Source organism: Xenorhabdus sp. BG5, from assembly GCF_015163665.1.
In the GTDB taxonomy this organism is placed as follows: domain Bacteria; phylum Pseudomonadota; class Gammaproteobacteria; order Enterobacterales; family Enterobacteriaceae; genus Xenorhabdus.
Genome location: NZ_JADEUG010000001.1, coordinates 379,190 through 394,220, shown reverse-complemented (window position 1 = coordinate 394,220; position 15,031 = coordinate 379,190). Strand labels below are relative to the sequence as shown.

At 42.9% G+C, this 15,031-nt stretch carries 12 protein-coding genes and 1 pseudogene; 8 read left to right on the top strand and 5 right to left on the bottom strand.

All coding sequences use genetic code 11. The annotated features are described in order from the left end of the window. Positions 1-7 precede the first annotated feature (7 nt). The 6 genes from flgG to flgL all read left to right on the top strand — a co-directional run bounded on the left by flgG (position 8) and on the right by flgL (position 6,518). Complete coding sequence (gene flgG, locus IQ209_RS01500) at positions 8-790, top strand: flagellar basal-body rod protein FlgG (RefSeq protein ID WP_193848333.1); 783 nt, start codon at positions 8-10, stop codon at positions 788-790. A 67-nt stretch (positions 791-857) separates the two neighbouring features. Further along, positions 858-1,637, top strand: a complete 780-nt coding sequence (locus tag IQ209_RS01495) for a flagellar basal body L-ring protein FlgH (protein ID WP_193848332.1) — start codon at positions 858-860, stop codon at positions 1,635-1,637. 15 nt (positions 1,638-1,652) lie between these two features. Beyond that, entirely contained in the window at positions 1,653-2,771 is a 1,119-nt protein-coding gene (locus IQ209_RS01490) for a flagellar basal body P-ring protein FlgI (protein WP_193848330.1), read from the top strand. Beyond that, on the top strand, positions 2,768-3,775 hold the full coding sequence (flgJ, locus tag IQ209_RS01485) for a flagellar assembly peptidoglycan hydrolase FlgJ (RefSeq protein WP_193848493.1): 1,008 nt from the start codon (positions 2,768-2,770) through the stop codon (positions 3,773-3,775). The genes IQ209_RS01490 and flgJ overlap by 4 nt, the downstream gene beginning before the upstream one ends. A 101-nt stretch (positions 3,776-3,876) precedes the next feature. Then, positions 3,877-5,520, top strand: coding sequence for a flagellar hook-associated protein FlgK (gene flgK / locus IQ209_RS01480; protein WP_193848328.1), 1,644 nt, complete (start codon positions 3,877-3,879; stop codon positions 5,518-5,520). A 35-nt stretch (positions 5,521-5,555) separates the two neighbouring features. After that, positions 5,556-6,518 (top strand): flagellar hook-associated protein FlgL, encoded by a 963-nt coding sequence (gene flgL, locus IQ209_RS01475; protein ID WP_193848326.1) that lies wholly within the window; start codon positions 5,556-5,558, stop codon positions 6,516-6,518. A 132-nt stretch (positions 6,519-6,650) separates the two neighbouring features. Here flgL and IQ209_RS01470 read toward each other — a convergent pair. Next, positions 6,651-6,776, bottom strand: a pseudogene (locus tag IQ209_RS01470) (IS1 family transposase); the annotation flags it as partial. Positions 6,777-6,830: 54 nt separating this feature from the next. After that, entirely contained in the window at positions 6,831-8,336 is a 1,506-nt protein-coding gene (gene speD, locus IQ209_RS01465; protein WP_193848324.1) for an adenosylmethionine decarboxylase, read from the bottom strand. A 494-nt stretch (positions 8,337-8,830) separates the two neighbouring features. On the opposite strand from speD, the gene IQ209_RS01460 reads away from it, so the two are divergent. Further along, complete coding sequence (locus IQ209_RS01460; protein WP_193848322.1) at positions 8,831-9,184, top strand: hypothetical protein; 354 nt, start codon at positions 8,831-8,833, stop codon at positions 9,182-9,184. Positions 9,185-9,481: 297 nt separating this feature from the next. On the opposite strand, the gene fghA is transcribed toward IQ209_RS01460, so the two are convergent. Both fghA and IQ209_RS01450 read right to left on the bottom strand, forming a co-directional pair. Further along, positions 9,482-10,327: an S-formylglutathione hydrolase gene (gene fghA / locus IQ209_RS01455; RefSeq protein WP_193848320.1), complete on the bottom strand. Its 846-nt coding sequence runs from the start codon at positions 10,325-10,327 to the stop codon at positions 9,482-9,484. 100 nt (positions 10,328-10,427) lie between these two features. Continuing rightward, positions 10,428-11,537, bottom strand: a complete 1,110-nt coding sequence (locus IQ209_RS01450) for an S-(hydroxymethyl)glutathione dehydrogenase/class III alcohol dehydrogenase (RefSeq protein ID WP_193848318.1) — start codon at positions 11,535-11,537, stop codon at positions 10,428-10,430. Between the two features lie 571 nt (positions 11,538-12,108). Here IQ209_RS01450 and sfnG point away from each other — a divergent pair. Further along, positions 12,109-13,191 carry a dimethylsulfone monooxygenase SfnG gene (gene sfnG / locus IQ209_RS01445; protein WP_193848316.1) on the top strand — a complete coding sequence of 361 codons (1,083 nt, stop codon included), beginning with the start codon at positions 12,109-12,111 and terminating at the stop codon, positions 13,189-13,191. A 155-nt stretch (positions 13,192-13,346) separates the two neighbouring features. Here sfnG and panP read toward each other — a convergent pair whose 3' ends face one another. Next, positions 13,347-15,020, bottom strand: coding sequence for a pyridoxal-dependent aspartate 1-decarboxylase PanP (panP, locus tag IQ209_RS01440; protein ID WP_193848314.1), 1,674 nt, complete (start codon positions 15,018-15,020; stop codon positions 13,347-13,349). Positions 15,021-15,031: the final 11 nt, after the last annotated feature.

Below are 15,031 nucleotides of genomic sequence, written 5' to 3'. Positions count from 1 at the left end.
TAAATTCATGATCCGATCTTTATGGATTGCCAAGACTGGGCTGGATGCTCAGCAAACCAATATGGATGTTATTTCTAACAACTTGGCAAACGTCAGCACCAACGGTTTCAAACGCCAGCGTGCGGTGTTTGAAGATTTGCTTTATCAAACCGAACGTCAGCCGGGTGCGATGTCGTCTGAACAGACAACCCTGCCATCAGGTTTGCAGATTGGTACGGGCGCCCGACCGGTAGCTACCGAGCGGCTGCACAGCCAGGGTAACCTGGCGAAAACCAATAGTAGCCAGGATGTGGCAATTAAAGGGCAGGGCTTTTTCCAAGTCCAGATGCCTGATGGCACCATTGGCTATACCCGTGATGGTTCATTTCAAAAAGATCAGAATGGTCAGTTGGTTACTGTGGGTGGTTTTCAGATAGTCCCTGCCATCATCATTCCAGATAATGCCACGAAGCTTAACATTGCCAGTGATGGTACTGTCAGTGTAAACGTGCAAGGGCAAAATGCGCCTCAGCAGATTGGGCAACTGACATTGACCACGTTTATCAACGAAAGTGGGCTGGAAAGCATCGGTGAGAATTTGTATCTGGAAACCAACAGTTCTGGCGTGCCAGTAGAGAATGCACCGGGCATCAATGGCGCTGGTGTGCTCTATCAAGGCTTTGTCGAAACGTCTAACGTCAATGTGGCGGAAGAGTTAGTTAATATGATTCAGGTGCAGCGAGCCTATGAAATCAATAGCAAGGCAGTATCGACTTCTGATCAAATGCTGCAAAAGCTGACTCAGTTATAACCTAACCATTAATGGTGGGGGAACATGTTCCTCCGCTATTTCTACGATAAATTTAAGAGCATAGAAGATGGATACAATGCCCGTTGCCGAAAGCCATGCTAAAAACCATGTAGCTTATGGCTCCACTGGTTTACGGAAAAACCAGAGAAATCAGTGGCGTATCAGCATATCTGTGGCGGTACTGGCACTGTCGGCACTGACATTAGGGGGCTGTGCTTATATGCCGCACAAGCCACTGGTGGAAGGGCAAACAACCGCAAAACCCGCCGAAGCGCTTGCTCCAACGCCAAATGGTTCTATTTTTCAAACGGTTCAACCGGTCTATTACGGCTATCAGCCACTGTTTGAAGACCGCCGTCCACGCAATATCGGTGACACGCTAACGATTATCTTGCAAGAGAACGTCAGTGCGAGCAAAAACTCTTCAGCCAATGCTAGTCGCAATGGAAAAACCAGTTTTGCGGCGGCTTTGACACCTCGTTTTTTGCAGGGATTGATGGGGGGTGGAAAAACCGATCTGGGTATGGAAGGCAATAATGAATTTGGCGGCAAAGGGGGAGCGAATGCCAACAATACCTTCAGGGGCACCATTACTGTGACCGTAGATAAGCTGCTGGCCAATGGTAACCTGCATGTCGTGGGGGAAAAACAGATCGCCATTAATCAGGGTACGGAGTTTATTCGTTTCTCTGGTGTTGTTAACCCGCGAACTATCACGGGCAGCAATACGGTGAGTTCCAATCAAGTTGCTGATGCCCGTATTGAGTATGTTGGTGATGGTTATATCAACGAAGCGCAGCATATGGGTTGGTTGCAACGTTTCTTTATCAATATCTCACCGTTTTAAAAGAGGATGGTCAGGATGAAAAAATTAGTCGCCAGCCTTTTTACGTTTTTGTTGGTGCTGTCCGGTACGTTCACTTCTGCCAGTGTTTTTGCCGAACGTATTCGTGATTTGACGACGATTGAAGGCGTCAGGGATAACGCGCTGATTGGTTATGGTTTGATCGTTGGACTGGATGGAACGGGTGACCAAACTATGCAGACGCCTTTTACGACCCAAAGCTTGAGCAATATGTTGTCACAGCTAGGGATCACCGTACCCGCCGGTACAAATATGCAGCTTAAAAATGTCGCTGCCGTGATGGTGACAGCAAAACTGCCACCTTTTGCGCGGACAGGGCAGAACATTGATGTTGTCGTTTCCTCGCTGGGTAATGCCAAGAGCTTGCGTGGCGGTACATTGCTGATGACGCCGTTAAAAGGGGTGGATAACCAGGTCTATGCCTTGGCTCAGGGCAATATCCTGGTGGGGGGGGCTGGTGTGAGTGCCGGTGGTAACAGTATCAAAGTCAACCAACTTGCCGGTGGGCGGATCTCCAATGGTGCGGTAATTGAACGTGAATTGCCAACCCAGTTCGGCCAAAAAGGTACACTGAACTTGCAACTGAATGATGATGATTTCGGATTAGCTCAGAAAATCAGTGATGCGATCAACCGATTGAAAGGAACGGGAACGGCGACACCGTTGGATTCCCGCACTGTTCAGTTACGTTTACCGATTGAGAACAGCGAACAGGTGAAGTTTCTGGCTCAGGTGCAGAATTTATCTATCCGTGTAGATGCCGGTGATGCCAAAGTGATTTTCAACTCCCGAACAGGTTCCGTGGTGATGAACCGCAATGTGACCTTGGACAGTTGTGCCATTGCTCATGGTAGTTTGTCTGTGACTGTTGAACGCCAGATCGCGGTCAATCAGCCTAATACGCCATTGGCGGGAGGCAGTACCGTCGTGACTCGCAATACGGGGGTTGGCATTCAGGAGCAGGGCGGTGCATTGCAACAACTCAGTGCCAGTGCGAATCTGACACAAGTTGTGCGCGCGTTGAATGCGTTGGGGGCAACGCCAACCGATTTAATGTCGATCTTGCAGGCAATGGAGAGCGCCGGTTGTCTGCGGGCGAAATTGGAGATTATCTGATGAATGACTTTCTGACGATGTCCAATGCAGCTTACGATTTTAACTCATTGCATTCACTGAAAGCTAAATTGTCACAGGAACCACAACAAGGGCTACGGCAAGTAGCCCAACAATTAGAAGGCGTCTTCGTTCAGATGATGCTGAAAAGTATGCGTTCCTCGTTGCCGCAGGATGGCATTTTAAGCAGTGAGCAGACACGTTTTTATACTTCGCTGTACGATCAGCAAATTGCCCAGGATCTTTCCCAAAAAGGCTTAGGATTTGCGGACATGATCGTTAAGCAATTCTCTCATGCAAATAATGTCGCAAATAATGTGCCAGATGAATTGGCCAGCATGGTGCCGATGCCGCTGGATAATGAAATCCTGCAAACATTACCGAAGCAGGCATTGGAACCATTTATGCGTCGGGCGATGCCGGCGCCTGACTATGTGTCTAAAAACCCATCTTCGGAGAATGGCTCTCCTCAATACAGTTCAGCCCCACCAAAATCATTGCCAATGCACAGTGCCAGCTTTGTTTCCATGCTTTCCTTACCTGCTCAGCTGGCAAGCCAGCAAAGTGGAATTCCTCATTTGTTGATTATTGCTCAGGCAGCGCTGGAATCCGGTTGGGGGCAGCGAGAAATTCTGACTGCGGAAGGTAAGCCAAGTCATAATTTGTTTGGTATTAAAGCAGGAAAACACTGGAAAGGTCCCGTCACCAATATTATGACGACGGAATACGTTGATGGTGAGCCGAAGAAAATGCAGGACAGTTTCCGCGTCTATAACTCTTATACGGAAGCGATAACGGATTACGTCAAGTTACTGACAGAAAACCCCCGTTACACCAAGGTTGCAAAATCAACCACGGCGGAGCAGGGTGCGTATTCCTTACAAGAGGCTGGATATGCCACCGATCCAGGTTATGCCCAAAAATTAGTGTCATTGATCCAGCAGCTAAAAAGTACCGGCAAGCAAATGGCAAAAGCCTATACCTATGATTTCGATAACCTGTTTTAAGGGAATCAATTCGCTCAAGAATCAGGGTATTTTGCCGATAACTGTAGCAGTGCATTACCTCCCACGATGGAGGCATAACGAAAACGTAAAAGGATCTACACATGTCCAATAGTCTTATCAATACTGCTATGAGTGGTATTAATGCTGCGCAAGTGGCAATGGGTGTAGTGGGTAATAACATTACCAACTCTAAGGCCGAAGGATATCACCGACAGACAGCGGTAATGTTGCCGGATAGCGGTAGCATGTCACCGGTTGGTTTTATTGGCAATGGTGTGAATGTTAATTCTATTAACCGCCAATACGATGAGTTTATTAGTCAGCAATATCATGCTGCACAAACCAAGTATGACGAACTAGATACATACAATCAGCAAATCTCCCAGGTTGAAAATCTGCTGGCCGATAAGGCAACGAGCCTTTCCAGCTTTATGGAAGACGTTTTTAAGAGCCTGAGTACGCTTGAAAATAATGCGGAAGACCATGCAGCAAGAACGACAGTACGAGGCAAAGCTGAAGGTTTGGTTAACCGATTTAAAGAAGCTGATCAAACTCTCCGTAAGTTGGACGATGGTATCAATCACCAAATTGATCAGCATGTTACAGCAATCAATAAATACGCGGAAGAAATTGCCTTTCTGAACGATGAAGTTTCTCGTATGCGTGGCGCAGGAAACGGTGAACCGTTGGCTTTACTGGATAAACGTGATCATGCACTGTATCAGTTAAATCGGCTTGTTGGCGTAGAAGTGACCAAGCAAGATGGCGGCGTTTACAACGTCTCATTTGGCGGTGGCATGTCACTGGTATCTGGCAGTAATGCCTATCGATTGGAAGCGATCCCATCCAGTGCAGATAGCAACCGTGTCACGCTGGGCTACGATAATGGCACAGGGACCAGAGAAATTGATGAACGCTTTGTCTCGCAAGGAAAATTGGGCGGTGCATTACGTGCACGTAGTGAAGTGATAGAGCCAACCCGCAATCAATTAAACCAATTGGGATTAGTGATGGCGGATCGATTCAATCAGGTCCAGCGCGGTGGCGTTGATCTGAACGGTAAGCCCGGTATTAATTTCTTCAATTTTGGGCAGCCAGCAACCATTGCTAACAGCAATAACAAAGGTACAGCTGAAATTAAAGTGGAATATGCAGATACCACTAAAGTAAAAGACAGTGACTACACCATCAAATATGAAGGTGGAGATTGGAAAGTACAGCGCGTCGCTGACAGGGAAATGATCTCTGTAACTAAAAATGGTGATACGCTGGAATTTGACGGTTTGAAAATCGACATCAATGCGACGGATCCACAGGATAATGATCGATACACACTGAAAACGGTCAGTAGTGTCATCTCTGCACTGGAAGTCAATATTAAGGATTCTTCTCAATTGGCAATGGCTGGCGCCAAAAAAGAAGACTCTGGTCCAAGTGATAACGAAAACGCGAAGAAATTCACTCTCCTGCAAAAAGAAAAGCTCATTAATGGTAAAAATACCTTGACGGATGCTTATGCTTCGCTGGTCAGTACGGTGGGGAGCAAGGCCAATAGTGCTAAGCGCAGTCTGGAGGCTCAAAATATCAGCCTAAAGGCGAGTTTCAAAGCCCGTGAGCAGGTATCTGGTGTCAACATGGACGAAGAATACGGCGAGCTGCAACGTTTGCAGCAATACTATTTGGCAAATGCTCGTGTTATCCAGACTGCATCAACGCTGTTTAATGCCATTCTGGATATCCGTTAATCACTCGTGGCAAAAGAGAAGAAGGAACTGATATTGTGCGTGTAAGTACGAATCTTTTATACAGCCAGAAAATGAATGGGGTTTTTGGTTCCCAGGCTAAATGGATGCAATATGGTGAACAGTTATCCAGTGGGAAACGTGTTATCAAACCCTCTGATGATCCGTTGGCTGCTTCACAGAATATTATGGTTGCCCAATCTGAGGCGAAGAATCAGCAATTTGTGACGGCCCGCATCTTTGCCAAGAACACGATGTCAACCCAATTGAGTACTATCGACGGTGTTGTATCGGTGACACATAATGTTTTGGAAACATTAGTTGCGGCGGCAAGTGCACAGAGCGATCATGATCGTGAGTCTTATGCTCAACAATTGGATGGGCTTAAACAGCAATTACTAAACCTTGGGAATAAAACCGATGGCAATGGCCGCTATATTTTTGCCGGTTATAAAACGGATGTTCCACCTTTTGAAGCGGATGGCAGTGGAAAAGTTGACTACAAAGGTGGACGCGAAGCTATAAGCCAAAGAGTGGATGACAATCGTTCCATGGTTATTGCCCATACAGGGGAAAAAGTCTTTTTATCGGCAACGTCCAACCCGATTAAAGAGCCTGATGGCGGTGTAATTGAATCCGATATTTTTGCCTCTATTGATTTTGCTATCGAGGCACTTAAAAGGCCATTTACGGATGCCAGCGAAACAGAAAGAAAGGAATCACTGGCGCTAATTGACAAAGCTAACCGAGGTGTACGTAATAGCTTGAACAACTTATCTTCGGCACAAGCCGTGCTAGGGTTACAGCTTCAGGAAATGGAACAACTGGATGCGTTAGCCAGTGAGCGGAGCATAGACAATAAAGTTCGGATGGGGGAATTAGTCGATGCGGATTTGATCTCCACTATTTCCGGCTATTATCAGGAACAAGCTGCATTACAGGCTTCCTATAAAGCGTTTTCTGATTTAAAAGGCATGTCTTTGTTTGAGATGTATCGTTAATTAAGATTGGTCTATTTCCAAACTTTCAGGTTGCAGTTTTATTTTCTTATCCCAGTGACATAGCCCTTGCTTTTTCCATTATATTAGGAAAAATAAGGGCTTATTTAGCTTGTGCTTCCAATGGTTAGATCTCTATAAAACATGATACTCACGTTTAATGAAAGTCCCTATGACTTTGTCATGTATCTCTTCTGATTTGGAATAACTTATTGTTTTTCCATCCAACCTTTTGACGCGTATACGGTCACCAAATACATGGGCAACAACACGTTTGAGAGGCGGTTCCTATGCATACCAAAGCTAGCGCTGATATTAAAAACCCCGCTGTAGTATCTTATATTCATATTCTTGAGCATTAAGCTGCGTTTGTAGTTGTATCATAACTGTATCTTGATGTTTAAATTCATTACAAATGAATAAATCAAGAGCGGCGTACTGATATTCAGGCCATGTGTGAATAGTAAAATGCGACTCTGCTAATATTAGTGAACCACTGACACCCCATGGTTGGAATTGATGGAAATGATGAGTAACAACATACAGCTCACATTGTCGGGTAATATCAAGCATGATTTTTTCAATGGCTGATACAGATTTCAGTACCTCTGCATCACAATCTTTCATATCTATGATAATGTGAGTGCCAGGTTGTCGTGTATTATCCGATGAACTTATTTTTTCCTGACCACGATATTGGAATTTAGTGCCGTGACACTGATTACAAGTTGCCTTTATGAGCTGTTCTATCGTTAATATATTTTTTCCGTGTCCAATGGTTATCCTGTGATTACATGATTTACATTGGTAAAATTTTATACGAGGGTTAATTTCTCCAGTATAGATTTTATCTGAATAATGATTTCTCCCTGAGATTGTCGGGTATGTTTGAGGTGTAACAGAAAGAACATAGAGATCGCTGACATTACTGATAATACTTCCGCCATGATATTTATTGAATTGCGGATAAATATTTTTGATAAGAAGATTCTGATTATTGAATAACCTTTGAACTTCTTGGTTTTCCATTGGTTTTTTTTGACCAAAGGAGAGTAAAATCTCACTATTATCATTTTTAGTGAAACTAATAGCGCGTGATAAAAAGAGTTTTAATCCGTTCAATGTATAAGGTGGATCTGTCAAGACAATGTCAAAATTGTTAGTGTATACATTAGAGAATTTTAGATCTAAGTATTCAGTATTAATGACAAAATCATTTTGCTCTGCGACATCTCGAATAAAGGTTAGTAGATCTTGATCGATATCCTTGACAAAAATATTTTTTGAGCAATTGTAGCCGAGCTGTTTAAATGCCATCATCAGGGTTAAGGAAGTCAAATCATCATCACCCAAAAATAAAATATTTTGTTTAAATACTCTTGGGTTATTAAGTAATAGCATTACCCGGCGTATTGATGTCTCTAATGTTGCATGTGCTTGATCTAACAAAACATTGACTTGAGGTCTGCTGTTATATGTAGGCTCCAATAATACGAAAAGTTCTTTCTCAAATTCTTCACGTTTTTCCTCTGATGACAGCAAGTTATATTTATTTATATCAACTGATCGGTATCCCAGTTCATCTTGTACATATTTTACACCCATGGAGTTTAACTTAAAAACACCTTTGTTTTCAGCGTAGTCATATTTTATTAATTCTTTTTTAAATGCGGAGATGATAGGAATAGGTAAACCACTTTTTAATGAAATGTCTTTATTTGATGCACGGCCATATAAATGCAAGCGTATTAATAATGTCTCTAGCACTTCAACTGGGTGTGACAACTCCATATTATTTCTTATAACATTCAGCGTCTTCATGGTAATCTCTTTTATGTGATTTACTAATTTCACAATGTAATTAAAATTCAGAATTATTAACCCAGATGTTTAAATGCCACTTGAATTTGCTACCGTTGTTCTTTCTGAAATCTGTAATTTATTCCCCTCCCATAAATTCTGGACATTCACTTATATTGTGTATAAACCTAAACGTTATATAAGAAATTATAATTTTCAGCTAGTTTCTATTACTTTTAAAATAGTAAATAAGGGTAATGTGTTGATGACTTTTCTCTTAACTGAATCCATCAGCATTGAATAGCTACCAATCAAAAACATAGCTAAGTTTGACCCTGTACAATAATAACGAATGCAATTGAATTGAGATGGTGACATGAAGCCCCATCACGTCACGGGACTTTGAGTCGGTTTTTATCAGATATTCATCACATAAACTTTATTTATGCATTGATTTTTGGATTGTTTTCCTGCATTGGTTAACATTATGAGTAAAATTTAATGATGGTAATATAATGAAAAAGTCATTTTGTTTGTTGTTAGTAATGGCATTGGCAGGATGTGGAGAAAAAGAGCAAAAAACGCCTGAGCAAATATATTCGGATTGGGTGATAAAATCTTTGTCTACAGTTATTATAATGGATAAGGATAAAGGGGTTGAAAAAATGTGCCTGGTTACATTTGATATTGATGCCAATGCAAATACCTCTAACATTCTATCAGAGGGGCAGGATAAAGTATTTTGCGGTAAAGTCGAAGCTATGATTGATATAAGCAATACACCTCGTCCTCCGAACTCCTTGATGGTTAATGGAGTGGCTCACATTAAAATGGAAATAAAGAAATCTGATTTAGACGTCATTGAATAAGTAGTCAAATCCAGAATGGTTTTTAAAAATGGCGTTATGACAATTCACGGAATGAAATCAGGTGATTATGTTGGTCATGAGATGGCCATGACCGCTGCACCGGCAGGAAACTCATGTCAGAAAGGGAGTTTAAATATGATGATGGTATTGTCAGTGAAGATTTTTCCCAAAATACGGCACAGCAACAATTTCAATTGGCAATCTGCGAACTGACGGCATAATGCAGCAGCTGACTAACTGTAAAAAAGAGCAAGAATAATTTACCTGAAAACGAAGAAGCCCTTTATAGGGCTTTACTTATTTATTCTTAACATACTTTTGCATTGCTTTGGCATGATAAGCGATATGATCTTCAATAAAGCTGGCGATAAAGTAGTAGCTATGATCATATTCTGGCCGAAGATTGATAGTCACTGGATAACCGGTTTCATCGCAAATATCTTGCAACAAATGGGGGCGTAACTGTTCATCCAAAAAGTCGTCATTGAGGCCTTGATCAATCAAGATAGGAAGCTGTTTTTTTGCATTCTTAATTAGTTCCACCGTGTCATACTGTTCCCAATCCGATGTATCTTCACCAAGATAGGCTGAAAATGCTTTTATTCCCCATGGAACCTGGCTAGGGGCCACAATAGGTGAGAATGCCGACACACTGCAATAACGTTCTGGATTTTTCAATGCAATGGTCATTGCACCGTGGCCTCCCATTGAGTGTCCACTGATTGCTCGTAAATTCGTTACCGCAAAGTGTGTTTCAATCAGGTTGGGGAGTTCTGAAACAACATAATCATACATACGATAGTGTGAAGCCCAAGGGTGTTTTGATGCATTGAGATAAAAGCCAGCACCTTTTCCAAGATCATAGGCGGGATCGTCAGCAACCTCACCGCCTCGTGGGCTGGTATCTGGCGCCACAATAACGATACCCTGTTCAGCAGCATAACGTTGAGCACCTGATTTTGTGATGAAATTTTGCTCGGTGCAGGTCAAACCAGAAAGCCAGTAAAGAACAGGTAATCTTCTTTCCTTAATTTGAGGGGGGAAGAAAATTGCAAAACGCATCTGGCAACCCAAAACGTTTGATTCATGTTGATAGACATCCTGCCATCCACCAAAACAGGCGTGATGTTCGATTCTTTCCATGACTTCCTCTCTAAAATCATTTGTTGCAGTGATTATTTTATTATTTGTCAGATACCGTGTTGGCTGGCAACACGGTTTTCTGTCTACGATCCAAACTTAATCAGTAGTAAATGACTGTTCGGATTGATTTACCTTCATGCATCAGATCGAAAGCCTCATTAATGGATTCCAGAGGCATCGTATGGCTAACGAAAGGTGCAAGTTCGATTTCACCTTGCATGGCTTTTTCCACCATTCCCGGCAACTGGCTGCGTCCTTTTACACCACCGAAAGCGGTGCCTTTCCATGTACGCCCGGTAATAAGTTGGAATGGCCGGGTGGCAATTTCTTGTCCAGCGCCAGCGACACCAATGATGACGGATTGCCCCCATCCTCGGTGTGCGCTTTCCAGAGCAGCACGCATGACATTGACATTCCCGATACATTCGAAAGTATGATCAACACCCCATTTAGTCATCTCCAGAATGACCTGTTGGATAGGTTTGTCGTAGTCATTGGGATTGAGGCAATCAGTGGCACCAAATTGTCTGGCAAGTTCAAATTTAGCTGGGTTGGTATCAATGGCAATAATACGTCCTGCCTTTGCCTGGCGAGCGCCCTGAACAACGGCCAGACCAATCCCACCTAATCCGAAAACGGCAACAGAATCTCCCGGTTGTACTTTGGCTGTATTGTGTACGGCCCCGATACCCGTAGTGACACCACAGCCCAACAGACAAACTTGTTCATGGTTTGCCGTTGGATTTATTTTTGCCACGGAAACCTCAGCAACGACAGTGTATTCACTGAATGTGGAACACCCCATGTAATGATAGACAGGTTGCCCGTTGTAAGAAAAGCGGGTTGTGCCATCTGGCATGAGGCCCTTGCCTTGCGTGTCACGGACTGCGATACAAAGGTTAGTTTTTCCAGACTGACAGAACTCACATTTGCCACATTCCGCCGCATATAATGGAATGACATGGTCACCTGGTTTTACACTTGTGACACCTTCACCCACTTCGACAACGACACCGGCTCCTTCATGCCCCAGGATAACGGGGAATATGCCTTCAGGATCGCTACCTGAAAGGGTAAAGGCATCTGTATGGCAGACACCTGTATGGCTGATTTTTATCATGACTTCACCGGCTTTTGGTGGAGCAACGTCAATTTCGATAATTTCGAGTGGTTTGTTTGGCCCAAAGGCAACGGCAGCACGTGATCTCATATAATCCCTCTTTGATTTTTGCACAGCATATTTTAATGCTTCTATTTGTCTGGATATTATCCGTATAGTTTGATTTTATTTTTGAGCTATGACTAATCAATCAATAAAAAATATTTATACGCATCAATATCACTATCATTATGTAATATCGCCGGATCCTGGAACTAATTCAATCTTAATAAGATTAGAGGGTTTGTGTATTTTTTCACAAATAAAATCGAAGTTATCATATGGATTTTTATCAAATATTTTTTGTTCTTGGTGTTTGGTTGCGTGAATATGTTAAGTGAACAAGTTTCATTTTTTACCCCCTTTGGTGAAAAGTGAACAGTAAGCATATTTATAGAAATTTTTATAAAAGACCTCATAACCATAGCGTTGTCAATTGACTTTAAACAGAGAAACAATGTCTTTTGTAAATTATTTAAAATAAAATAATAAAGTTCATTGAGACCTGTTAATAATGTGTTTCATCGATTAACTCATTTTATATCGTTCTATAAAAATCATTGAAGAGATAAACGTCCTTATCGAGTAGCTATATATTCTGATTTCAAATCATGGAGGTTTAATGGCTGAATTCAATTCTCAACCCATTAAATTTGCTTATTGGGTACCTAATGTTTCAGGTGGATTGGTTATAAGTAAAATCCAGCAACGTACTAATTGGGAGCATACTTATAATCGCAGTCTGGCTCAAATCGCTGAAAATGTAGGTTTTGACTATGCATTGACCCAAATTAGATTTACTGCTGGATATGGTGCTGAAAACCAGCATGAATCGATGACTTTTTCGCAAGATCTGCTTTCGGTAACCAATAAATTGAAAATCATTGCAGCCCTTTTACCTGGGCCTTGGAAACCGGTATTAGCCGCTAAACAGATAGCAACAATTAGCCAACTTTATGGTGCCCGTATTGCGGTTAATATTGTTAGTGGTTGGTTTCGCGGTGAATTTAAAGCGATTGGTGAACCGTGGTTGGATCATGAAGAACGTTATTTACGTTCTGAAGAATTTATCCGTTGCTTGAAAGGGATCTGGTCGCAACCTGCTTTCAGTTTTTCTGGTGATTTTTATCGTTTTCATGATTATGTTTTAAACCCCAAGCCACAGGCACCGTTACCGGAAATTTTTCAAGGAGGGAGTTCCAGAGCTGCCAGAGACATGGCTGCACGCGTTTCTGATTGGTATTTTACTAATGGCGGCAGTGTGGAATATATTCACAAACAAATCGAAGATATCAGAGCTAAAGCGTTATTGAATCATCATCAGGTAAAAATAGGCGTTAATGGTTTTGCTATTGCCCGTGATGATGAGAAAGAGGCTCGCGCAGTATTACAGGATATTTTAGATAATAGTGATTTTGAAGCGGTGAAAAGTTTCCATCATGAAGTTCAAAATGCGGGAAATGCATCACCAGAAAAAGAAGGGAACTGGGCAAAATCAACTTTCGAAGATCTTGTACAGTATAATGACGGCTTTAAAACCAACCTTATTGGCACGCCATTACAAATAGCCCAACGAATTATTGAATATAAAAAAGTTGGCGTAAACCTGATGTTGCTTGGATTTTTGCATATGCAGGAAGAGCTAGAGTATTTTGGTAAAAACGTGATCCCACTTGTCAGAGAATTGGAACAACAAGCCGATTGAATAACGATTTATTGATTTTAAACGACATGTTATTTGCGTTTTGTATTCGTACAAAAAACCAATAGATTTCAAACTGCCGCTATGCTGCTATTTGAAATCTATTGGGTATATAAATTAATCAAACGAATACTGTGATGTAATATCAGACCGTATACTCAACTGATTAAATTGTGTAGCGTTTGCCAGAACGGGCTTTGTTGTGCTAACTGACGCTGCTCCTCAAGCATATTTTCGAGTATTGCCAACGTGGTCAGAGGATTTGCCAGCACGACACGAAAAACGGTTGTGGGTTGCCGATCCCATTGCACGGGTTTGAGACGGGTATGTGAGACAAAAGATTTTCCCGCGGACCACTGTACCGCCTGGATATTCTGGTTCAGTGCATTAATTGATTCATGCAATTGCTGTTTCACCCGTTCTGAACCTGCTCGTAGTGCCTGTAATACCTTTGGCGGTGCATACCGATAGGTCAACAGACAAAGCTGTGGTTCACTGATCAACTCGAAATCTTCTTGCTGGCGGATGAGATCGGCAAATTGTTGCGCTTTTTCAATGCTTGCATCGATCAGGCCAGCCAATCTTTGGCGGCCAAGCAAATGGAAGTTACTGTGTAACATCAGCGACATTGCACTGCGTGAACCTTCCAAAGTATGGCGACCCAGATCCTTCGATCCTTTGCGCACAATATAATTAGCATGTTGGGCGATGGCGTTGGTCAGGGTAGGCTGACGGAACAACACCATACCAGCTCCCATGGGGACATACATTTGTTTATGTGCATCGATCGTGACGGTATCAGCACGTTCGATACCCGTAAATAAGTGCCGGTAGCGTTTGGACAGCAAACTCGCTCCGCCCCAGGCGGCATCAACATGGAAATGACACTGTTCCTGCTCAGCGATATCCGCCAGAATATCCAGCGGATCAACGGAACCAGTTTCTGTGGTGCCAGCTATCCCGACAATCGCCATGGGTTTGATATTGCGCTGGCGCAGTTTCTGTAATTGTGTGAGCAGGGCATCAATGCTGATCCGCCCCTCTCTGTCGGCATCCACTTTTATCAAGGCATCTTGTCCTAATCCAAGGATATCCACCGTTTTTTTCAGCGAATAGTGCCCCAGTTCCGATACCAGAATAGCTAAGCCACTATAGCCATAATGCATCAGCCCTCTGGCTAATCCCTCACGTGCAAGACCGGTAAAATCCCCGTCGGCGGGCATAAGCTGGTTCCGGCACGCCCACATGGCGGTTAAATTAGCCACAGTTCCACCAGAACAGAAGGTCGCCAGCGCATGATCACTGCTGTGAAGCCACTGTTTATAGAAAGTTTCATCACCGTGATATACCAGCTTGTGCATCATACCCAGAACCTGCCGTTCCAGCGCAGTTAAAATGTGTGATGTTTCCAGTTTGACTAGGTTCTGGTTCAGCGCTGTCACTATCTTGCCAAGTGCAGGCAAATGTCTGGGGAGAGCCGATGTCATGTGACCAACAAAGGTAGGTGATGATACAGGCACAACCTGATTGAGGATATTTTCGCTCAGATGCTGGGTATATGTCCCAGCATCAACCGGAGATTCCGGGATAATCACGGAAGAGAACTGACTTTCAAGTTCCGTCAGTTCGCGTATGGGTTTATTTAACTGGCGGAGACAATAAGTGACAGGGTCACTGGTAATTTCTGTTTCCAGTTTGGTCAGATCTTCCTCACCGACACAGGAAATAAACTGATCGAGCAGTGCTTGCCATTCTTGCTCGTCCAGACAGTGCGTGTTAAGCGTTTTTTTATCCTTTTCGTCGTGATTCAGGCTGTCAGGAAAATACAGCATAGTTTGCCTCT